Raw genomic sequence first — 19,478 nt, forward strand, 5'->3', positions numbered from 1 at the left:
GTCGCCGTTCTCGCCCTTGAGGCCGTCGGCGCGCAGCGCGGTGGTCTTGCCCGAGCCGGAGGGGCCGAGCAGGGCCATCACCTCGCCGGCTTCCACGGTGAGGTCGAAGGAATCCAGGACGGTGGTGCGGCCGTAGGCCACTGTCACGTCCTCGAACCGTATGCCCATCTCAGAACTCCGCCAGCAGGGCGGGGAGTCCGGCGACCGAGGGCAGGACGTGGGTGGCGCCCGCCTCGCGCAGCGTCTGCTCGTCATGGGCGCCGGTCAGCACGCCCGCCACGACGGGCGCGCCTGCACGGACGCCGGAGAGCATGTCGTACGCCGTGTCGCCGGCCACCGCGATCTCCTGGACGGAGTCGGCGGCGCGGGTGCGCAGCAGCGCGGTGAGCACCATGTCCGGGTAGGGGCGGCCGCGGCCGCCGGCGTCGGCGGGGCTCAGGGTGAGGTCGGCGATGTCCTGCCAGCCCAGGGCCGCCAGGATCGCGTCCTGGGTGGTGCGGGAGAAGCCGGTGGTCAGCGCCACGGTGCGGCCCCGCTCGCGCAGGGCGGCGATGGCCTCGGCAGCGCCGGGCAGCGGCGCGCAGGCGCCGGAGTCGACGAGGTCGGCGTAGGCGGACTCGAACTCGGTGTTGGCGCGCCGCGCCTGCTCCTCGGTGCCGAACAGGGCGCGGAAGACGGAGATCTTGGACTCGCCCATGGTGCGGCGGACGTAGTCCAGGTCGGGCTCGACGCCCAGGCGTTCTGCGGCCCGGACGAAGGCCCGCTCGACCAGGCCGTCGTCGGCGACGGTGGTGCCGGCCATGTCGAGCACGACGAGCTTGAGGGGGCTGAGGGGGCTGCGGGGGGAGGTCTTGGTCATCTTCGTTACCAGCCGATCTCGTTGGCGGTGTCCTCGCCGATGGCGGGGGAGCAGGTCATGCCGCGGCCGCCGGGCCCGGTGACCAGCCACACGCCGTCGGCGACGCGCTGCCGGTGCACCACCAGGGACGGGTCGGTGCACTGCGCGTACACCCCGGCCCAGCGGCGGCGCACACGCGGCAGGGGGCGGCCGAGGAGTGCCTCTGCGGTGGCGGTGAGGTGGTCGTACGGGTCCTCGGTGACGTCGAAGGCGAAGGGCTCGTCGTACTCGTGGGTGTCGCCGATGGTCAGCCCGCCGTCGAGGCGCTGCACCATGAGCAGTTGCATGCGGTGCTCGGCGGCGACCGGCGGCTGGGGCTGCCCGGCGTGCAGGGCGTCGAGGGCGGTGCCGGCGTAGGCGGGGTAGTAGCGGAAGCTGTCGGCGTCGGCGACCGAGGTGGTCAGCGGCTCGTCCAGCGGGTCGGTCTGCGCCATCTGGAGGCGGACCCGGCGCACCGGCAGGGCGGGCCCGGCGAGTTCGCGGACCAGCCCGGTGAGGTGGGCGCCGGTGGCGAGCACGACGGCGTCGCCGTGGTGGGTCCGGCCGTGGTCGTCGCGGACGGTGCCGGGCGCGACGTCGCGGACCTCGCGTCCGGGCAGGAAGGTGTAGCGGCCGGTGGCGGCCAGGTGCTCGCGCAGGGCGGGCAGCGCGACCCGGGACTCGACGGCGGCGTCCCGCTCGCAGAGCAGGGCGCCGGTGAACTCGCCGCGCAGTGCCGGGTTGCGCAGCCGCACCTCGCCGGCGTCGAGCCACTTCAGTCCGCGCGCGGCGGCGTCGGGGGAGGCGAGGACCTGATCGGCGACGGCGCGTTCGGCCTCGGTGCGCACCACCGTCAGTGAGCCGTTGGCGCGGAATCCGACGCCGGGAACCAGGCTGCCGATGCGCTGCCAGAGCTCGCGGGCGCGCTGCGCCGTCTCCAGCTCGGCGCCGGCGGCCCGGCCGCCGACCCAGACCAGGCCGAAGTTGCGGACGGAGGCGCCGCGGGCCTCGGTCTCCCGCTCCAGGTGGACGACTTCGTGTCCGCGGTCGACGGCGTGCCAGGCGTGAAGGGTGCCGAGTGCTCCGGCACCCACGATCAGGACTCTCATGCGGACCACAGTCGTGCGGCCGGCGGACGCGATCGGGTCCGGTTTCTGAACCGGTCGTGAACGGACCCGCAATCCTGGACTAGACCCGTTATCTTCTCGTGACCAAAATCGTCCCGTGGGAGGGGGTGTGAAGGGTTCGATCGGCTATGTACGGGACAAATGGGTCGTGAAGCTGAAGCGGTCCCCCCGGTACAGCGACCGCACCCGCTCCAGCGGCGCGCCCTCGGTGTCCCGGCTGTGGCGGTGCAGCAGCAGCATGGGCAGCGCGGGAGGGGTGCCGATCAGCAGCGCCTCGCGCGGGGTTGCCAGCACCGTCTCGATCCGCTCGTCCGCGTCGCCGAACTCCACGCCCACGCGCTCGCGCAGATAGGTGTAGAAGGAGGAGTCCGGGTCGAACTCCGCGTCCAGCCGCGGGACGCGCTCCACCGCGACATAGGTGCTCTCCAGGCCCACCCGCTCCTCGTCGGCGAACAGCACGCGCTCCATGTGCCACACCGGGCCGCCGGTGGCGATGCCCAGCTGCCCGGCCAGCACCTCGTCCGCGGCGATCCGGTCGAGCGCGGTGAGATTGCGGCCCGGCACCCGCCCCTGGCGGCGCACCCCTTCGGTGTAGCTCGCCAGCGACAGCGGCTGCTCCAGCTTCGGGCCGGCGACCACCGTGGCGCGGCCGCGCCGTCGCAGCCGTCCCTGGATCAGCAGCTCGCGCAACGCCTGCCGCACGGTCTCCCGCGCCACCCCGAAGCGGGCGGCGAGTTCCCGCTCGGTCGGCAGCGGCACCCCTTCGCCGAGCTCGCCGAGCAGTTCCTCCAGGCGCGTCTTGACGACGAAGTACTTGGGAAGCCGTCCGTGCTCGGGGATGCCGGCGCGGGCCGGCGCGCCCGCCTGGGTGTCGTTCACACCGTGAATCCTCGCAGATCGGAGCGGGGCGGGCGGCCGCCGGTACGGGGGGCGGGAGGCGGCCGGGGGCGCCGCGCCCAACACCGAACACCGGCCGGTCGCCCGCCGGGCGGCGGGAGTTCGCGGTCCTCGCCCGGATCACCTGCGGCGGCCGACCTTCAGGGCGACCCCGCCCGCCAGCAGCAGGGCCCCGGCGCCGATGAGCAGCAGGGCGGGCATCGGGTCCTGGGTGGGACCGGTGTCGGCCAGGCCGGGCGGAGGGGTCCGGGTGTGCGGTGCCGCGGAGGCGCCGGGCGCGTCCTGCGCCTGGTGGCCCAGGGCGTCCTGCCGTGCCGCCTCGCCCTCGTCGCCCTTGCCGGGGACCGGGCCGGGACGGGTGGCCGCGCCGGGGCCGTCCCCGGGGCCGTCCCCGGGCGCGGTGTCCGGGCCCGTGCCGCCGTCCTCGCCGGGACGCCCGCCGGGGTGCTCGCCGGGACGCCCGCTGGGGTGCCCGCCGGGGTGCTCGCTGGGGTGCCCGCCGGGACGTTCGCCGGGGTGCCCGCCGCCGCCCGCGCCGGGGGCCGTTGCGGTGCTGTCCGGTGCGCGGCCGCCGGCGGTCTCCCGGGGCGTCCCGCCGGGCACCGGCGCACCGGGCGCCGCCCCCGGCGCGGGCGGCGGCACGGCGCCGGAGGCACCCCCCGGCGGCGCGACGGTGAAGCGGTACAGCGCCGACTCGCCGACCCAGTCGCCGTCCGCGCCGCGCCGCTGGATGACGGTGGCCGAGGCCGCGACCGGCCCGGGCGGCGCGTCCGCGGTGAAGCGCAGCCGCAGCGCGACGCGCACCGTGCGGTGCGCGGGCAGGACCGCGCCGGGGCCGTGCTCGCCCACCACCGCGACGTTCTCGTCGTTGTCGGTGTGCGCCACCGGCACCGGGCGCCAGCGCGGCTCACGGGACGGGCGGGCCCTCTTCGCCCCACCTGTCGTGAACTCGCGGTACTCAAGATGCACCTGGCGTGCCGTCAGCTTGCGGGCGCGGTCGTAGAAGACGATGACCGGATGGACGTCCCGCCGCGCCCGCCGCGTGGTGTTCTCCAGCTCCACGCGGAACTCCCGCGCCGCGGCGCCCGCCACGAAGACCCGCGGACCGTCCTGGAGCCGGGCGCGTACGGGGAACGGTTCACCGGTCGCCTGGGCCGAGGTCAGCACGACCGAGGCCGCCGCCATGGCAAGAGCGCTGCGCCACCTCATGGGAGCCGAAGCTCTCACGTTCGTACGGTCATATGCGCGTGCGACGCGGGGGTGGTCCCCGGCGGCTACCCGTACGGGCGGTCAGCCGCCCGCCGTCTGGCCGAACAGCGGGGCCAGGGCCAGCAGCGCCGCCCCCCGGGCGACGGCACGCGCGCCGTCCGGGACGAGGGTGACGGGAACGGTACGGCCCGCCGACCGCCGGGTGCGGGCGTCCATGGCGGCGGCGACCTCGCGCCGGAACAGTTCGGGCCGCGCCAGCACGGTGCGCCCGCCCAGGACGACGCGGTCGATGTCGAGCAGCGAGACCAGGTTCGCCGCGCCGAGCCCGAGGAGCCGGGCCGCCCCGGCGTGGTCGCCGCGGCCGACGGCGGCCAGGCAGAGTGCCTCCAGGCAGCCGTGGTTGCCGCAGGCGCAGCGCGGCCCGTCCAGGGCGACCGCCTGGTGCCCGAACTCCCCGGCGCCGGTCCGGGCGCCGCGGTGCAGCGTGCCGCCCAGGACCAGGCCCGCGCCGAGTCCGCTGCCCAGGTGCAGACAGCCGAAGGAGTCCCCGGTGCCGGTGCGGTCCGGCGGCGACAGCACGGACAGGGCGGCGGCGTTGGTGTCCTTGTCCAGTACGACGGGCAGCCCGAGGCGGTCGGCGAGTGCGTCCCGCAAGGGGTAGCCGTCCCAGGCGGGGAAACCGGTGATCCGCAGCAGCGCGCCGGTGCCGTGGTCCAGCGGGCCGGGGGAGGCGACTCCGGCACCGAGGTGATCCGCACCGCGCCGCTCGCGCCGTGGGTGTCCGCGACGGTCGTGTGCACAAGGTCCGCGACCGCGCGCAGCACCTCGGCGGCGGGCCGGCCGAGGTCGAGGGGGGCGGTGCGGGCGTCCGTGGTCTCGCCCGCGAGGTCGGCCAGGAGCACGGTGACCTCGTCCCGGTCCAGGTGCACCCCGACCGCGTAGCGGGCGCGGCGGGCCAGCCGGAGCAGGGTGCGCGGCTTGCCGCCGGTGGGGGCGCCGCGGCCGGCCTCGTCGACCAGTCCGTCCGCACGCAGCCGTGCCACGATCTTGCTGACCGCCTGAGGGGTGAGGCCGGTGTGCTCGGCGAGCTCCAGGCGGCTGATCCCCTCGCCGTCCGCGACGGTCGCGGTGCGCAGCAGCCCGAGCACCAACGCGGTGTTGTGGCTGCGCAGCGCGGGCAGGTTGGCACCGGCGGTTCCGTTGTTCACCTGCCCATTGTCGGGCACGCTTGCGCTTTCGCAACAGCGTTGCTTAAGTGGGGCGCATGGCTTCCGCACCCCTTCGCGTCGCACTGGTCGGCTACGGCCTGGCCGGCTCGGTCTTCCACGCCCCGCTGATCGCCGCCACCGACGGCCTGGTCCTTGACACCGTTGTCACCGGCGACCCCGAGCGCCAGGCGCAGGTCCGCGCCGCGTATCCGGACGTCCGCCTCGCCTCCGCCGCGGACGAACTCTGGAAGCGCGCGGACGAACTGGACCTGGTGGTCCTGGCCTCGCCGAACAAGACCCACGTCCCGCTGGCCACGGCCGCGCTGGAGGCCGGGCTGCCGGTCGTCGTCGACAAGCCGCTCGCCGCCACCGCCGCCGAGGGGGACGCGCTCGCCGCCCTCGCCGCGGAGCGCGGGCTGCTGCTGTCGGTGTTCCACAACCGCCGCTGGGACAACGACTTCCTCACCCTGCGCGGCCTGCTGGAGCGCGGCGAACTCGGCGAGGTGTGGCGCTTCGAGTCCCGCTTCGAGCGGTGGCGGCCGAACCTCAAGGGCGGCTGGCGCGAGTCCGGCGACCCCGCCGAGATCGGCGGTCTGCTCTACGACCTCGGCAGCCACCTCGTCGACCAGGCGCTGACCCTCTTCGGCCCGGCCGTGAGCGTGTACGCCGAGCGGGACGTGCGACGAGACGGCGCCCAGGCCGACGACGACACCTTCGTGGCCCTCACCCACGCGGGCGGGGTCCGCTCCCACCTGTGGATGACCGCCACCACCGCCCAGCTCGGCCCCCGCTTCCGGGTGCTCGGCAGCACCGCCGGCTATGTCAAGCACGGCCTCGACCCGCAGGAGGCCGATCTGCGCGACGGCGCCCGCCCCGCCCCCGGCGCCGCGTGGGGCACCGAACCGGAGTCCGCTTGGGGCCTGCTGGGTGCCGGCGAGGACGTACGCCCCGAGCCGACGCTGCCCGGCGACTACCCCGCGTACTACGCGGCGGTCGCCGCCGCCCTGCGCGACGGCACCGAGCCCCCGGTCACCGCGGCCCAGGCCGCCGCGACGCTGGCGGTGCTGGAGGCCGCGGCGGTCTCCGCCCGTGAGGGCCGCACGGTGCCACTCGGGCACCGCGGCTGACGACGCTTCCGGCCGCCCGGCCCGCGGCACGCTCCCCTCGCAGCCGCCGGCCGGGCGCTCCTCACCCTCGGGTACCAGGACCGCGGGAGTGGTCCGGCGCGTCCGGGGGAGAACGGTGGGCCCGCGGCGTCTCGCCGGTCCCGGGCAGCCGGGCGCGGAAGCGGATCAGCACGGCGCCGTCCGCGGTGTGGTGCACCTGCACGCCGTCCAGCGGCTCCTCGTCCCCGGTGCCCGCCAGCTGACGGCACAGCCGGGTGGTCTCGGAGGAGGACGGTGGTTCCGGTGGCGCCCCGCCGCTGTGCGCGGGCGGCCGGTCGTAGCCGGTGTCGGTGACGCACACCGAGCAGTGCCCGTCCTCCACGCCGAGCGTGACGCGGAAACGGCGCGCCTGGCCGTGCGTGACGACGTAGTCGCAGGCCACCAGTACGGCCTGGGCGATCCGGGCACCGGCCGTGCCGCAGGAGAGGATCTCCAGCGCGGCACGGCTCATGCGCGCCGCGAGGGCGTCGCTGCCGGGCACGCGGCGCAGCGAACAGGTCCAGGAGGCGTCGAGGGCGGATCTCTTCGGATCGGACAGGGACAGTCGTGAGGAGGCCGCGAGCTTGGCCATGGCCGGACCACGTCCTGTTGGCGTAGGAGGCTGCTCTGCCGGCGGCCGGGGTCCTGGGCCGCCCTGTCAGGCTAGAACAGCCGATCTCGGCCTTGCCAGGGCGCGTTGGGGGCGCGCGGACGGGTGTGCCTCAGGCCGTGGGAGCCGGCCAGTCCGGCAGGATGGTGAAGTACTGGGTCAGTCGCGTGGCCCGCAGCGTCCGCAGGGTGAAATCGTCCCGGCACACCAGCCGTACGCGCCCCTGCTGCTGCTCCGCGCGGCGGCGCGCGCGCACCAGCGCGGACAGCCCGCTGCAGTCGATGAAGTCGACCGGCCGCAGGTCCACCACGATGTCGGGGCGGTCCGTCCCGGTGAGCAGGTCCAGCGCGGCCGAGACCCGCGGTGCGGTCAGCACGTCCACCTCGCCGTCGAGCGTGACCACCGTGCTGTCGCCCTCCGCGCGGCGGCGGACCGAGGCGATGGACGGGGTGCTCGTGAGGAGGGAGGTCTCGGACATGGGCACCACCCTAGGGCAGACGGTCCGTCATCCCTCTACTTCAGGCCAGGACTTGACAATCAGCAACCGAAGACGTCAGGTCGCCTCGTCCAGCAGCCGGTCGGTGTCGAAGCTGCCGGCCACCACGCCGGTCGCCAGCTCCGCCACCCGCAGCCGGTGGCTGCGGGCATACCGGCGCAGCGCGCCGAACGCCTCGTCGACGCCGACCCCCCACCGCTCGGCCAGCAGCCCCTTGGCCTGCTCGACCGCCACCCGGCTGTCCAGCGCCCTCTGCAACTGCTGGGCCAGCAGCTCCTGTTCACGGCGGGCGCGAAGCTGAAGCACTCCGACGGCCGCGGCGTCCGCCAGCGCGTGGGCCAGCTCCACGTCCCCCACGGGCGGCTCCCCGGGGGCCGCCCGCAGCACGCACAGCGCGCCTATCACCTCCGGGCCCCGGCGCAGGGGCACCGCGTACGCCGCGTGCAGGCCGGCCTCCCGCGCCCGGGGCGCGAAGCGCGGCCACAGCTCGTCGCAGTGCGCCAGGTCGGGCACGTCCATCGTGGCCGCACACCGGTAGCAGTCCAGGCACGGCCCCTCCTCGTCGAGGGCGGGCAGGAGTTCCGGGACCGCTCCGGAGGCGGCCGTGCGCAGCGCGCCGTCCGGGCCGGCCAGCAGCAGCCCCGCCGCGCGGGCGTCCAGCAGCTCCACACAGACCGCGGCCAGCCGGCCGAGGTGGGCGTCCATGTCCAACTCCCCGTCGAGGGTGTCGGCGAGCCCGACGAGGACTTCGGCGAGCCGCCGTTCACGCGGGATGCGGTGCGGGTGTTCGGTCACGTCGTGCTCCAGCCATCGTCGGCCACGGCTCCGCCGGGATTCTGTCATGCCGGCGAACCGCGGCATTCGACGGGAAAACGGCAACTGACCCGTTCTGGCAGTGCTTTGACCGTGCGGTATGTCAGGATTGACGAAGACCGGTCCCGTCCCGCCATCCAAGGGGGAGTGGATGTACGGAACCTTCACCGGCCCGTTGCGCAGGCTCGCTTGCGCGGCGTCAGCCGCCGGCCTGCTCGCGGCGGCCCTCGGCGGCTGCTCCCGCGGCGACGACACCGCGGGAGGCGGACAGGGCAAGGGCGCGCAGCGCGGCACACCCATGGCAGGCGCCCCCTTCTGGGTCAACCCGGACACCGCTGCCGCGCATCAGGCCGGCCAGTGGCGCGAGGACGGCCGCGGCGCCGACGCCGCCCTGCTGGAACGCATCGCGGGCCGGCCGGTCGCCGAGTGGATCGGCACCGACGACCCGCGCGGCCGGGCCGAGGGCCTGACGCGGGCCGCCGAGGAGGCCGGCCGCACCCCCGTCCTGGTCCTCTACAACATCCCGCACCGCGACTGCGGCCAGTACTCCAGCGGTGGCGCCGCCGACGCGGACGCCTACCGCACCTGGGTGGACCAGGTCGCGGCCGGCATCGGCGACCGGGAGGCACTGGTGGTCCTGGAGCCCGACGCGCTCACCCACCTGGTGGACGGCTGCACCCCCGGCCGCTTCGCGCAGGAGCGCTACGCCCTGCTCGGCCACGCCGTCGACACCCTGGGCGGACTGCCGCACACCGCCGTTGCCTTGGTCACGGCGGAGTCGTAGTTGCCGTACACCTGCGGGCCGACGACGAAGGCGATGTCGGGGTCGCGGAAGTAGCCGAGCATCCGCTCCAGGAAATTGGGGAGCGGGACGTGGTCGGTGTCGACCGAGGCGAAGAACGTGTAGTCGTCGCCGTGCGCGTCCAGCCAGGCGTTGTCGTTGCCGTGCTTGGTTCTCGCGCGGAAGGAGCCGGTGGGCCGGTTCCACTTCTCGACGTCCTTGCGGGAGAAGTGGTGCACCCCCCCGCCGGTCGCACAGCCGCCGGACCTCGGGGTCGTCGCCCTCGTCCAGCAGCCACACGTCCAGCGTGCCGCGGTGCCGGAGCCGGATCGCGGCCTCCAGGGTCGCCCGCACCATCTCCAGGCGCTCCTTGCCCGGGACGAAGGTGGTCAGGAAGGCGACCTTGGTGCCCTCCTCGGGGACCACGGGCACCGGGTCGCGCGCGACGAGCGTCGCGTGCGCGTTCGACGTCACGTTGATCAGCCGGAAGGGCTCGATCAGGCCGATGGATATCAGCATCACCGTGTCGCAGGCCGTCATCCCGCCGGGCGCGTGCTCCCGGCGGGTCCAGTGGGCCGGCTGCAGCAGCCAGGTGAGCAGCACCGCGGAGAGCACCGGAGCCGCGCCGAGCAGCAGTGCCGCGTGTATCCGCTGGGGTTCCTCGGCGAGCAGGCTGCGGTAGCGCACCCGGTACGGGACATCGGGCTTCGGCTCGGTGAGCGGGCCGGCGAGTCTGCTGTAGTGCTCGTAGTCGTACCGGGGTGCCACCGCGCCCGGCCGCGGCCGGGGCGGGTCTGGTGCGGGATGACGGGTACGGCTCCGGGCACGCCGGAATCGGGGTGGTCGGTGGTGTACTGCTGGGCGCCGGTAGGTGTCGGCGGCATGGGAATGCTCCCCCCGAAGCATCTGCGCCGCTCGCGCGGCGATGGTGTCCCGGGCGTTGCGGCCCCCCGCCCCCCGGGGTGTACACGCGTGTGCGGTCTGCTCCCGGTCCCGCGATGCCGGCTTCGGCTCGTCGACGACCGGACACCGCGCTGGGTCACGCCGGTGGCCCACCCCCCTTGCCGGGGCCGTCTCCCCTTGGCCCCGCTCGGCCGAAGGCGCCGAGACGGATCCCAGTCCTCCCGTTTAGGGCGGAGAGATTCCGTTTGGTGCTTACGTGTTCTGCGGCCCAAGCCTTCCCGAATGCCCGTCTTGATCGCAAGGCGGGAAACGAGTTGTTAACCAGCCAAATGAACGATTTGGGACGTTTGTTCGGTCATGCGGTCGGCGGGGGCCGGGCCGGCTTTCGTCAGGAGCGGGCGACCAGCATGAGCAGCGCGTCGTCGGAGAGGCTGCCGCCGGTGTGCCGCAACAGGTCCGCGTAGAGCCGCTCGACGGCGGCGTCGAGGTCGTCGGCCGATGCCGCGGCCAGCCGCGCCGCACGCTCGGTCAGCGGGTAGAACGAGCCGTCCACGGCGCTGCGCGCCTCGATCACCCCGTCCGTGCACAGCACCAGGACGTCGTCGGCGCCGAGCGACTCCTGCCACGGCCGGGGCGGCGCCCCCGAAGCGAACTGGGACAGCCCGAGGGGCACCCACGGATCGGGCGGGTCGAGGGAGGTGACCGTGCCGTCCGGCGCGACCCGCAGCGGGGGCACATGCCCGTAGTGCAGCAGGCCCACCTGTCCGGGGTCGTTGAACTGCAGGAACAGCGCCGTGGTGAACTCACCCGGGGACATGTGCCGCGCGACGCTCGCATCCACCCGCTGCGCTACCCGGGTCAGGCTCTCCTCGTCGTACGCCGCCTCCCGGAAGGAGCCCAGCGTCACCGACGCCGTCTGCACCGCGTCCAGTCCCTTGCCGCGCACGTCGCCGATGAGCGCGCGCACCCCGTGCGGCGTCTCCACCACCGTGTACAGGTCGCCCCCGATCTGCGCGGTGTCGGCCGCCGAGACGTAGCGCACCGCCAGCCGCAGGTCCCCCACCACCGGCCCGGGTGGCAGCAGCAGCGCCCGCTGGGCGGCCTCGGCGACCGAGTGGACGGCGGCGAACACCCGCCGGCCCTGTTCGTAGCGCCACGCGATGTAGGTGCCGAAGAGCGAGACCACGACATAGGCGACGAGCTGCGCCCGCAGCAGAGTGCTGGTGTCCGGCAGGCGCACCTCGTCGTACGGGAGCAGCGCCAGCTGCGCGACGAGGCCGGCCGCGCCGACGCCCAGCGTGCGCCGCCAGGTCGTGGAGACGCTCGCCAGCGCGGGGGCCATGACCATCATCGGCGCGAGATAGATCTGCGGGCCGCTCAGCCAGTCGCTCAGCGAGATCCCGATGATCAGCAGCAGGGGCAGCAGAATCCCGCTGCCGACCGGTACGACCGAATCGAGGACCCGCAGGGCGGGTCCGCCGCTGTAGGGCTTTCTCCTGCGTGACGACTTCACCACTCGAACATAGACAGACAAAGCGGGCAGTGGGAAACCCGGGCGGCGTCGGGCGCCGTGCCGGGCGCCCGTGCGCGGACCACGCCTGTCGCCCGTCGTCAGGGTTCCGCCGGGGCGGCGGGGCCCATCCGGGCCAGCAGCAGGGCGATGTCGTCGTCCGCCGACTGCTGCAGGGTGCCCAGCACCAGGTCGCAGGTGTCCTCCAGGGACCGGTGGCGGGGCTTGAGCTTCAGAACGCGCATCAGCGCCCGCAGACCGACGTCGAGGGACTGGCGGCGGTCCTCCACCAGCCCGTCGGTGAACAGCGCGAGCACCGTCCCCTCGGCGAGCTGCCGCTCCACCGTGTGGAAACCGATCCCGCCGACGCCCAGCGGCACCCCGTTCGGGATGTCGATCAGTTCGGCGCGGCCCCCGGGGGGCACCAGCACCGGCGGCAGGTGCCCCGCGGTGGAGAACTGGCAGCGGCCGGTCCCCGGGTCGCACACCGCGTAGACGCAGGTGGCGATGAAGTCCCCCTCGGCGCTGCCGATGATGTCGTCCAGGTGCCGCAGCAGCTCGTCGGGGGCCAGGTCGAGCTGGGCGAAGGCCCGGGTGGCGGTGCGCAGCTGCCCCATGATCGCAGCGGCGCGCAGGCCCTTTCCCATCACGTCGCCGACGATCAGGCCCACCTTGCCGTCCTTCAGCGGCAGCACGTCGAACCAGTCCCCGCCGACCTCCCGGACCGCGGGGATGTAGCGGGTGGCCAGCTCGATGCCGTCCACCGTCGGCGGCTCGTGCGGCAGCAGGCTCCGCTGGAGGGTGAGTGCGGCGAGACGCTCGCCCGCGTACAGCCGTGCGTTGTCGATGGATATCGCGGCCCTGGCCGCGAGCTCCACGGCCAGGGTGCGGTCCTGGTCGTCGAAGGCCTTCTGGTTGAGGGTGCGGTAGAGGCCGATCACGCCGAGCACCTCGCCGCGGGCGATCAGCGGCGCGGCCAGGTACGAGTGCACCCCGGCCCGCCGCAGCAGCGCGGCGGCGCGATCGTCCCGGGCGATCCGGCGCAGCATGCGGCTGCTCACCCGGTGCACCACCACCGGCTGCCCCTCCCGCACCGCCCGGGTGATCAGCCGGTCGGTCGGGTACGAGGCCGGCTCGCCCACCGGGTCGACGGCCCCGATCACCTCGCCCGGGTCGGCCGCGGCGATCGCCAGGGCCCGGAAGTCGGCGTTCTCGCCGGAGGCCACCCGGGACACCGTCTCACCGCGCATCACCGACTCCAGCACGTCGACGGTGGCGATGTCGGCGAGCATCGGCACGACGACCGAGGCCAGCTCCTGGGCGGTCTGCTGGAGGTCCAGGGTGGTGCCGATGCGGGTGCCCGCCTCGGCGATCACCGCCAGCCGGCCACGGGCCGCAGCGATCTCCTCGGCGGCGTGATGCCGCTCGGTGAAGTCCGCCACCGAGGTGGCGAGGCCCAGCACCCGCCCGGTGGGGTCCTCGATCCGGTAGTACGAGATCGACCACGCGTGGTCCCGTCCCAGGTCGGCATAGGTGCGGCCGACCGTCTCCAGGTCCAGCAGCGGCTCCCCGGTGTCCAGGACACGCCGCATCGCCGTCTCGATCCCCACGGCGTCGATGCCCGGCGAGACCTCCCGTACGGTGCGCCCCAGCATGGACGCGGCCGACAGGCCGTACATGCCCTCCAGGGCCTCGTTGACCCGCACGATGCGCAGCTCGGTGTCGAAGACCGCCAGCCCGATGGGCGACTGGTCGACCAGGCTGCTCGACAGTCCCATGTCGGTCTCGACCCGGCGGACGGTCGTCAGATCGGCGCCCAGCCCCAGGGCGAAGACCCCGCCGTCCACGTCGAGCATGCGCATGTTGCGGAACTCGATGTCACGGACCGTACCGTCGGCGTGCACGATCGGGAACACGCCCTGCCACACCGCACCCGCCCTGACCTGCTTGAACAGCTCCGTGACCAGCTCCAGCTTCGCGGGCTCCACCATGAGCAGCCCGGCGTTCTGGCCCAGCGCGTCAGCCGCGCTGTAGCCGAACAGCCGCTCGGCCTCGGGGCTCCACAGGACGATCCGGCCGTGCCGGTCGAGGACCATCGCCGCGACCCCGAGAAGGTCGAGCAGGCCCCCGGGCGAAGGGGTCCCGGGAGCTGGCCGGGCCTCCGCGTCCGTACCGGGCGGCGTTGCGTCGTGTGCGTGCATGGCCTCCTCGTAGGCCCCGCCTGAGAGCCCCGTTGGAGCCCCTGCCTCGTCGTTACGGCATATTTTCGCACCGAGTCCCCAAGGATGCCGCCTGTTCGTTCGGGGGCCAACGAACGAAGGCGTCCCTCCCGGAGGAGGAACGCCTTCATGTCTGTGCGCCGCCAGGGACTTGAACCCCGAACCCGCTGATTAAGAGTCAGCTGCTCTGCCAGTTGAGCTAGCGGCGCTCACCGACAGAGAGGATCCTACCGGACCACCCGGGGTGCCCCCGACCACGTCCTCCAGCAGCGCGGGGTCGTCGTCCAGCCACCCGAGGCGGACCATCTTCACCCCGGCCTGGAAACGGCTGTCGGCCCCTATCTGCTGCATCAGCTCCGCCACGATCCGCCGTACCGTCCGGTCGGACAGGCCCAGCTTGCGGCCGATCGCCTCGTCCGTCAGCCCGGAGGCCAGCAGCCGTACGACCTCCCGGTGCCGGGCGGCGGGCGCGGCGCCCACGTCGTCGGTGAACAGGTCCGACGCGGACGCCCAGCAGTGCTCGAACATCTGCCGCAGCACTCCGACCATCGCGGGGCTGCGCAGCACCATGGCGGAGCCGCCGGCGCGGTCGTCCGGCCCGAGGGCCGGCACCACGGCGAGCGCGTGGTCCACAATGATCATCTTCATGGGGAGTGTGGCGGCGGTTCGTACTTCGCCACCGTCGTTCACGAAGGTCCGCAAGTGGGTGCGTATGTTCGGCACCGCCGCCGCCGTGGCGAGGTAGATGGAGCGTTGGCGGACACCGCGGCCGAGCGCCTCGCGATTGCGATCGTCACCCAAGTGTTCGTCCTGCACGCTGGCGTGCATGGAGAGGATCTCGGCGGTCACGGTGCTGGCGGCCTCGTCCAGGATGGCCGCTATCTGCGCGGGTTGAGCGGCGACCTCGATGCGTGCCTCGGCCAGTTGCCGTATGTGGACAGGCTGGAATTCGGCCGCCAGCTGGCTCAGCGCGATATGGGTGTCGGTGATGGTGCTCACCAATTCCTCGGTCCGGCGTCGGCCGCCCTCGATGAGCTGCGCCATCGCGGTCGCGGGCGAGTGCACCGTCCAGCCGCTCCTCGCGGCCGAGAACGGTGCGGCCAGCCCCAGGGACGTCAAGGAATGCAGTACTGCGTCGAGTTCGCCTTGTGACCAACCGGTGAGCGTGCAGACGCTTTCTGGTGTCCAGTCGGCGTCGGCGAGCGCCAGAGCGTAGAGTTCCTGCGCCCGGGCGCGCAGAAGGTCGTCGGTCACTGCACGCACCCCCAATGCTTCACGTCCCCCGGCTTCGATCAGGTTACGGGGCTGGGCCCGCGTATGGACCCATCGGGGGCCATCCGGTCCCATGTGTCCGCATAGGGCCATGTCCGAATCCGGAACGTGAAAAGTGAAGACCACCGGCTCGGCGTCCGACAGAATTCAGTCAGTCGTACGGTTCCCCCAAGCCGGCGCTGCACCCCCAAGCACCACCCCAGCTCACACTCCCAGGACAGGCCTGCCATGACAAGCTTCCGTCGCAACGCCCTTCGTGCAGTTCTGGGCGTCGTCGCCGCCATTACGTTGGGGCTGATCGGCGCGACAACTGCCTCCGCGCAGCCTGCTCCAGGCGACATCGTTTGGCACACCGCCAACGACATCGTCTGGTAGCACCCTGGGCCGTCCCACAAAGACAACACCCCCCCCAAGAGCCACACCCCCCCCAAAAGAAGCAACATCCCCCCAAGAGCCACACCCCTCCCCCCACGCTGATGGGCCCGGCATACCTCCCCCCTCTTGCCGGGCCCTTCAGCATGCCCGGATACCGGCCCGCGGGGGGCGCCGACAAGGCCGGTCGCGTGGCTTTTGGCGAGATGTCATGGGTGCCGCGCCGGGGCGTCATCACCCCGAGTGGCCGGAGAAGGTGAGGTGGGCCACTCGGCGACCCTGGTCGCCCGGCCGGCGCCCTGCGGTCGAGGGGGTGGTCATGACCACCCCCGCGGAACCCGTATGATGGTCTCGTTCGCACGCGCCGCTAGCTCAAGTGGCAGAGCAGCTGACTCTTAATCAGCGGGTTCGGGGTTCAAGTCCCTGGCGGCGCACAGTGCGAGGGCGCCCCTCCTCCGGGAGGGGCGCCCTTCTGTGTTCCGTCAGAGTGCGAGCGAGAGCAGCACGGGGGCCGCCCGCTCGTTCAGGGTGTCGGCGGCGCCCTTGAGGCGGTGGGCCTGGGTGACGGGCAGGGAGAGCGCGAGGCAGCCGACCGTCGCCCCGATGGTCACCGGGATGGCGGCGCAGACGGTGCCGATCGCGTACTCCTGGAGGTCGAGGGTGGGCACGCTGGCCGGCTGGCTCTCCAGCTTGGTCAGCAGCACCTTCTCGCTGATCGTCGTCTTCGAGGTCAGCCGCACGGTCTTGTGCCGCGACAGGTGGTCGCGGCGGCCGTTGTGGTCGAGCTGCGTGAGCAGGCACTTTCCGACCGCGCTGGCGTGCGCGGCGGACCGGAAGTCGACCCATTCGTTGACCTTGGGCGCGGCGGGTCCGTCGGCGAAGTCGACGATCTTGACCTCGCCGTCGTCGTACCGGCTGAAGTAGACCGCCGCGCCGACCTCGTCGCGCAGGGCCATCAGTACGTTCTTGATCTTCTCGGCGAGCGCCGTGTCGCGGCTGGCACTGCCCAGCAGGACGAGCGATTCACCGACCGCGTACCCGCCACCGGGCAGGGCGTTGAGATAGTGCTCCCGATTGAGCATGGCGAGGAGTTGCGAAAGATATCCGATGGGCACGCCGATTTCGCGGGCGAGCTGCTCGGCGCTGACGCCGTGCCGGTGCTTGTCCACGGTCTCCAGCACGCGCAACGCGTGCTGGACGGCGTAGACCGGCGCGACCTGTCGGTGCTCAAGCGCCACGGTGTCCCCCTACAGGTGTGACCGTTTGCGTCCTTGCTGCGGCTGCTGGTCATGGCCACCGCGCACGACGGACGGGACCCGGCAGCCGGGCCGCATTCCACGATAGCCTCAAAGCGGTTTCGAGTAGAGCCCGTTGAAGCTTTGTCTGAACGCCCTCGGACGTATATGCAGGAACGCGCCACTCTGGCATATGCCCGAGGCACGGACCAATTTCCGTCAGAGCACCGCACTGAGGAATTCTCGGGTCCTGCGGTGCTCCGGGGAGCCGAAAATCCGCTCCGGCGCACCCGACTCCACCACCCTCCCGCCGTCGAACATCAGCACGCGGTCGGAGACGTCCCGGGCGCACCCCGTCTCGTGGGTGACGCACAGCAGGGTGATGTCCGTGCCGCGGGCGATGTCCCGCAGTGTCCAGTACACCGGCCGCGAGTGCGCGGGCGATGTCCGGCTGCCGGCCGCCGGCCGCCGGAGAGCCGGGTGGGCCTCGGTGACGTTCTCCAGCACTTTCATGTGGGGGAAGAGGTCGAAGGGCTGGAAGACCATGCCGATCCGGCGCCGTTCGGCGCGTAGGTGCTTCTCGTCGGCCGGCACGAGCCGGCCGACGCGGCCCGGCATGTGCGAGAAGGGCGCGCCGTCCACGTGGACGACGCCCTCGGTGACCCGCTCCAGGGTCATCAGCAGCCGCAGGACGGTGGTCTTGCCGCTGCCGCTCGGGCCGATCAGCGTGACCCCCTCGCCGCGGCGGACCTCCAGGACAGTGTGGTCCCCGTAGCGCTTGACCACCTGGTCGAAGCGGGCGGCCGGGGTCACGGAGGTCTTGGCGCGCTGGTGGGTCTCGTCAGTGAGCAAGGCGCTTCTCCGGCTTCCGCATGAGGCGGTCGGCGCTCAGTGCGAGTATGAGCGCCGCGAAGTCGGTGAGGGCGGGCCGCAGTTCGGGCAGCACCGGGGCCTTGAAGATCTCCGGTGCGGGGTCGGGGCCTCGCCCGCCGGTCTGCCGCCGTCCTGGTAGCCGTACGGTGCCTCACCGGCGAAGCCCACCCGCACGTACCCCTGCTTCCTCAGCTTCGCCAGCAGGTCCCCGCCGCCGCGGTGCGGGCGAGGAATCCCCGCCGGGTACTGCCGCTGCGCTCCGTCATGTGCCGGACCTCCGGTAGTTCGTCTCCGTGCGGTGCGCCGACCGCACGAGGGCCGCGCCTACCCCGGCGTACGGAAGGCATTCATGCGAATGTGGAGGGGTACCCGACTGCCCGGACCGGTTCGCGAGAGGCAGGAAGCCGCGATGAGCGACAGCACCGACATGAACGCCAAGCGCGAGCAACTGGTCGTGGAACGGGTACCGAAGGGGCTGCTGATCGGCGGCCGGTGGCAGCCGGCGAAGGACGGCCGCGAGTACGAGGTGGAGGACCCCTCGACCGCGCAGCCGCTGTGCGCCGTGCCCGACGCCGGCGCCGCGGACGCGCGCGCCGCGATGGACGCGGCCGCCGCCGCGCAGGCCGGCTGGGCGGCCACCGCGCCGCGCGAGCGCGGGGAGATCCTGCGGCGGGCGTACGAACTCATCGTCGAGCGGCAGAACGATCTCGCGCTGCTGATGACCCTGGAGATGGGCAAGCCGGTCGCCGAGTCGCGCAGCGAGATCGTCTACGCCGCCGAGTTCTTTCGCTGGTTCGCCGAGGAGGCGGTCCGCGTCGACGGCGGCTGGGCGACCGCCCCGGACGGCAACGGCCGGATCTGGGTGATGCGGCAGCCGGTCGGGCCGGCGCTGCTGATCACCCCGTGGAACTTCCCGATGGCCATGGGCACGCGCAAGATCGGTCCCGCCGTCGCCGCCGGCTGCACGATGATCGTCAAGCCGGCGCACCAGACACCGCTGTCGATGCTCGCCCTGGCCGAGATCCTCGGCAACGCAGGGCTCCCCGACGGCGTCCTCAACGTGCTGACCACCTCACGGCCGGGCGAGGTGTCCACCCCGGTGCTGGAGGACCCCCGGCTGCGCAAACTCTCCTTCACCGGTTCCACGGGCGTCGGGCAGAAGCTGATCGGGCAGAGCGCGAAGGGCGTGCTGCGCACGTCCATGGAACTCGGCGGCAACGCCCCGTTCATCGTGTGCGAGGACGCCGACCTGGAGAAGGCGGTGGAGGGCGCGGCCATCGCCAAGATGCGCAACATCGGCGAGGCCTGCACCGCCGCCAACCGCGTCTATGTGCACCAGGACCTGGCCGAGGCGTTCACCGGACGGCTGGCCGAGAAGCTGGGCTCCATGGTCGTCGGCCGGGGCACCGACCCCGGCGCGCAGGTCGGGCCGCTCATCGACGGCGCCGGACTCGGCAAGGTCGACCGCCTCGTGCGCGACGCCGTCGGCAGTGGGGCCAGGGTCATCACCGGCGGCGAACCGCTGTCCGGCCGGCCGGGCTACTTCTACCCGCCGACCGTCCTGGCCGACGTCCCCGCCGACGCGGCGATGCTCCGCGAGGAGATCTTCGGGCCCGTCGCGCCCATCGTCACCTTCACCGACGACGACGAGGCGATCCGGCTGGCCAACGACACGGTCTTCGGCCTCGTCTCCTATGTCTTCACCGAGAGCCTGCGGCGCGGCATCCGCTACGCCGAGGAACTGGAGACGGGCATGCTCGGCCTCAACAAGGGGGTGGTGTCCACCCCCGCGGCGCCCTTCGGCGGCGTCAAGCAGTCCGGGATCGGGCGCGAGGGCGGCTTCGTCGGCATCGACGAGTACCTGGAGATGAAGTACGTCGCCGTCGACGTGTGACACGGGCCGGGGCACCGCCCCCGGCCCGTCCGCGCGG

16 protein-coding genes, 2 tRNA genes and 4 pseudogenes are annotated in these 19,478 nt (G+C 73.2%); 6 read left to right on the forward strand and 16 right to left on the reverse strand.

Features of this window, described 5'->3' with window-relative positions; translation table 11 throughout:
- Nucleotides 1-27: 27 nt before the first annotated feature.
- From RV983_RS23010 to RV983_RS23035, 6 genes and pseudogenes are all read right to left on the reverse strand, one after another.
- Nucleotides 28-168: pseudogene (locus tag RV983_RS23010) on the reverse strand (ATP-binding cassette domain-containing protein); the annotation flags it as partial.
- A gap of 1 nt (nucleotide 169) precedes the next feature.
- Complete coding sequence (locus tag RV983_RS23015; RefSeq protein ID WP_475987637.1) at nucleotides 170-859, reverse strand: phosphonatase-like hydrolase; 690 nt, start codon at nucleotides 857-859, stop codon at nucleotides 170-172.
- 5 nt (nucleotides 860-864) lie between these two features.
- On the reverse strand, nucleotides 865-1,986 hold the full coding sequence (locus RV983_RS23020; protein WP_475987638.1) for a TIGR03364 family FAD-dependent oxidoreductase: 1,122 nt from the start codon (nucleotides 1,984-1,986) through the stop codon (nucleotides 865-867).
- Between the two features lie 144 nt (nucleotides 1,987-2,130).
- On the reverse strand, nucleotides 2,131-2,883 hold the full coding sequence (locus RV983_RS23025; RefSeq protein WP_475987639.1) for a GntR family transcriptional regulator: 753 nt from the start codon (nucleotides 2,881-2,883) through the stop codon (nucleotides 2,131-2,133).
- A 138-nt stretch (nucleotides 2,884-3,021) separates the two neighbouring features.
- A complete protein-coding gene (locus RV983_RS23030; RefSeq protein WP_475987640.1) occupies nucleotides 3,022-4,110 on the reverse strand; it encodes a hypothetical protein in 1,089 nt (362 codons plus the stop codon).
- An 81-nt stretch (nucleotides 4,111-4,191) separates the two neighbouring features.
- Nucleotides 4,192-5,318, reverse strand: a pseudogene (locus RV983_RS23035) (ROK family transcriptional regulator).
- A 56-nt stretch (nucleotides 5,319-5,374) separates the two neighbouring features.
- On the opposite strand from RV983_RS23035, the gene RV983_RS23040 reads away from it, so the two are divergent.
- The gene (locus RV983_RS23040; protein ID WP_475987641.1) at nucleotides 5,375-6,445 is read left to right on the forward strand and encodes a Gfo/Idh/MocA family oxidoreductase; all 1,071 of its coding nucleotides are present in this window, start codon (nucleotides 5,375-5,377) and stop codon (nucleotides 6,443-6,445) included.
- Nucleotides 6,446-6,506: 61 nt separating this feature from the next.
- On the opposite strand, the gene RV983_RS23045 is transcribed toward RV983_RS23040, so the two are convergent.
- The 3 genes from RV983_RS23045 to RV983_RS23055 form a co-directional block, all read right to left on the reverse strand.
- Nucleotides 6,507-7,055, reverse strand: coding sequence for a hypothetical protein (locus RV983_RS23045; RefSeq protein ID WP_475987642.1), 549 nt, complete (start codon nucleotides 7,053-7,055; stop codon nucleotides 6,507-6,509).
- Nucleotides 7,056-7,185: 130 nt separating this feature from the next.
- Complete coding sequence (locus RV983_RS23050; protein WP_475987643.1) at nucleotides 7,186-7,551, reverse strand: STAS domain-containing protein; 366 nt, start codon at nucleotides 7,549-7,551, stop codon at nucleotides 7,186-7,188.
- Nucleotides 7,552-7,626: 75 nt separating this feature from the next.
- A complete protein-coding gene (locus RV983_RS23055; protein ID WP_475987644.1) occupies nucleotides 7,627-8,364 on the reverse strand; it encodes a GAF and ANTAR domain-containing protein in 738 nt (245 codons plus the stop codon).
- A 316-nt stretch (nucleotides 8,365-8,680) separates the two neighbouring features.
- On the opposite strand from RV983_RS23055, the gene RV983_RS23060 reads away from it, so the two are divergent.
- The gene (locus RV983_RS23060) at nucleotides 8,681-9,166 is read left to right on the forward strand and encodes a glycoside hydrolase family 6 protein (RefSeq protein WP_475990425.1); all 486 of its coding nucleotides are present in this window, start codon (nucleotides 8,681-8,683) and stop codon (nucleotides 9,164-9,166) included.
- Here the strand turns inward: RV983_RS23060 and RV983_RS23065 are convergent.
- The 5 genes and pseudogenes from RV983_RS23065 to RV983_RS23085 all read right to left on the reverse strand — a co-directional run.
- Nucleotides 9,142-10,069, reverse strand: a pseudogene (locus tag RV983_RS23065) (glycosyltransferase family protein); the annotation flags it as partial. The gene RV983_RS23060 and the pseudogene RV983_RS23065 overlap by 25 nt on opposite strands.
- 385 nt (nucleotides 10,070-10,454) lie before the next feature.
- Nucleotides 10,455-11,579 (reverse strand): PP2C family protein-serine/threonine phosphatase, encoded by a 1,125-nt coding sequence (locus tag RV983_RS23070; protein ID WP_475987645.1) that lies wholly within the window; start codon nucleotides 11,577-11,579, stop codon nucleotides 10,455-10,457.
- A gap of 98 nt (nucleotides 11,580-11,677) precedes the next feature.
- Nucleotides 11,678-13,777, reverse strand: a complete 2,100-nt coding sequence (locus tag RV983_RS23075; RefSeq protein WP_475987646.1) for a SpoIIE family protein phosphatase — start codon at nucleotides 13,775-13,777, stop codon at nucleotides 11,678-11,680.
- Between the two features lie 154 nt (nucleotides 13,778-13,931).
- A tRNA-Lys gene (locus tag RV983_RS23080) sits at nucleotides 13,932-14,004 on the reverse strand.
- Nucleotides 13,967-14,365 carry a LuxR C-terminal-related transcriptional regulator gene (locus RV983_RS23085; protein ID WP_475990426.1) on the reverse strand — a complete coding sequence of 133 codons (399 nt, stop codon included), beginning with the start codon at nucleotides 14,363-14,365 and terminating at the stop codon, nucleotides 13,967-13,969. The genes RV983_RS23080 and RV983_RS23085 overlap by 38 nt, the downstream gene beginning before the upstream one ends.
- On the opposite strand from RV983_RS23085, the gene RV983_RS23090 reads away from it, so the two are divergent.
- The 3 genes from RV983_RS23090 (at nucleotide 14,312) to RV983_RS23100 (ending at nucleotide 15,873) form a co-directional block, all read left to right on the forward strand.
- A complete protein-coding gene (locus RV983_RS23090) occupies nucleotides 14,312-14,947 on the forward strand; it encodes a hypothetical protein (protein ID WP_475987647.1) in 636 nt (211 codons plus the stop codon). The genes RV983_RS23085 and RV983_RS23090 overlap by 54 nt on opposite strands.
- Nucleotides 14,948-15,295: 348 nt before the next feature.
- The gene (locus RV983_RS23095; protein WP_401583050.1) at nucleotides 15,296-15,442 is read left to right on the forward strand and encodes a hypothetical protein; all 147 of its coding nucleotides are present in this window, start codon (nucleotides 15,296-15,298) and stop codon (nucleotides 15,440-15,442) included.
- A gap of 358 nt (nucleotides 15,443-15,800) precedes the next feature.
- Nucleotides 15,801-15,873, forward strand: a tRNA-Lys gene (locus RV983_RS23100).
- 48 nt (nucleotides 15,874-15,921) lie between these two features.
- On the opposite strand, the gene RV983_RS23105 is transcribed toward RV983_RS23100, so the two are convergent.
- Complete coding sequence (locus RV983_RS23105; RefSeq protein WP_475987648.1) at nucleotides 15,922-16,677, reverse strand: IclR family transcriptional regulator; 756 nt, start codon at nucleotides 16,675-16,677, stop codon at nucleotides 15,922-15,924.
- 216 nt (nucleotides 16,678-16,893) lie between these two features.
- A pseudogene (locus tag RV983_RS23110) lies at nucleotides 16,894-17,526 on the reverse strand (ATP-binding cassette domain-containing protein).
- Nucleotides 17,527-17,956: 430 nt separating this feature from the next.
- Here RV983_RS23110 and RV983_RS23115 point away from each other — a divergent pair.
- Nucleotides 17,957-19,441 (forward strand): NAD-dependent succinate-semialdehyde dehydrogenase, encoded by a 1,485-nt coding sequence (locus RV983_RS23115; RefSeq protein WP_475987649.1) that lies wholly within the window; start codon nucleotides 17,957-17,959, stop codon nucleotides 19,439-19,441.
- Nucleotides 19,442-19,478: the final 37 nt, after the last annotated feature.

The organism is Streptomyces sp. RLA123 (assembly GCF_056270165.1).

Coding starts and splice junctions, on each gene's coding strand:
- RV983_RS23015 (WP_475987637.1), bottom strand. CDS start 859: ATGACCAAGACCTCCCCCCGCAGCCCCCTCAGCCCCCTCAAGCTCGTC.
- RV983_RS23020 (WP_475987638.1), bottom strand. CDS start 1,986: ATGAGAGTCCTGATCGTGGGTGCCGGAGCACTCGGCACCCTTCACGCC.
- RV983_RS23030 (WP_475987640.1), bottom strand. CDS start 4,110: ATGAGGTGGCGCAGCGCTCTTGCCATGGCGGCGGCCTCGGTCGTGCTG.
- RV983_RS23040 (WP_475987641.1), top strand. CDS start 5,375: ATGGCTTCCGCACCCCTTCGCGTCGCACTGGTCGGCTACGGCCTGGCC.
- RV983_RS23045 (WP_475987642.1), bottom strand. CDS start 7,055: ATGGCCAAGCTCGCGGCCTCCTCACGACTGTCCCTGTCCGATCCGAAG.
- RV983_RS23050 (WP_475987643.1), bottom strand. CDS start 7,551: ATGTCCGAGACCTCCCTCCTCACGAGCACCCCGTCCATCGCCTCGGTC.
- RV983_RS23060 (WP_475990425.1), top strand. CDS start 8,681: ATGGCAGGCGCCCCCTTCTGGGTCAACCCGGACACCGCTGCCGCGCAT.
- RV983_RS23075 (WP_475987646.1), bottom strand. CDS start 13,777: ATGCACGCACACGACGCAACGCCGCCCGGTACGGACGCGGAGGCCCGG.
- RV983_RS23085 (WP_475990426.1), bottom strand. CDS start 14,365: ATGGTGCTGCGCAGCCCCGCGATGGTCGGAGTGCTGCGGCAGATGTTC.
- RV983_RS23095 (WP_401583050.1), top strand. CDS start 15,296: ATGACAAGCTTCCGTCGCAACGCCCTTCGTGCAGTTCTGGGCGTCGTC.
- RV983_RS23115 (WP_475987649.1), top strand. CDS start 17,957: ATGAGCGACAGCACCGACATGAACGCCAAGCGCGAGCAACTGGTCGTG.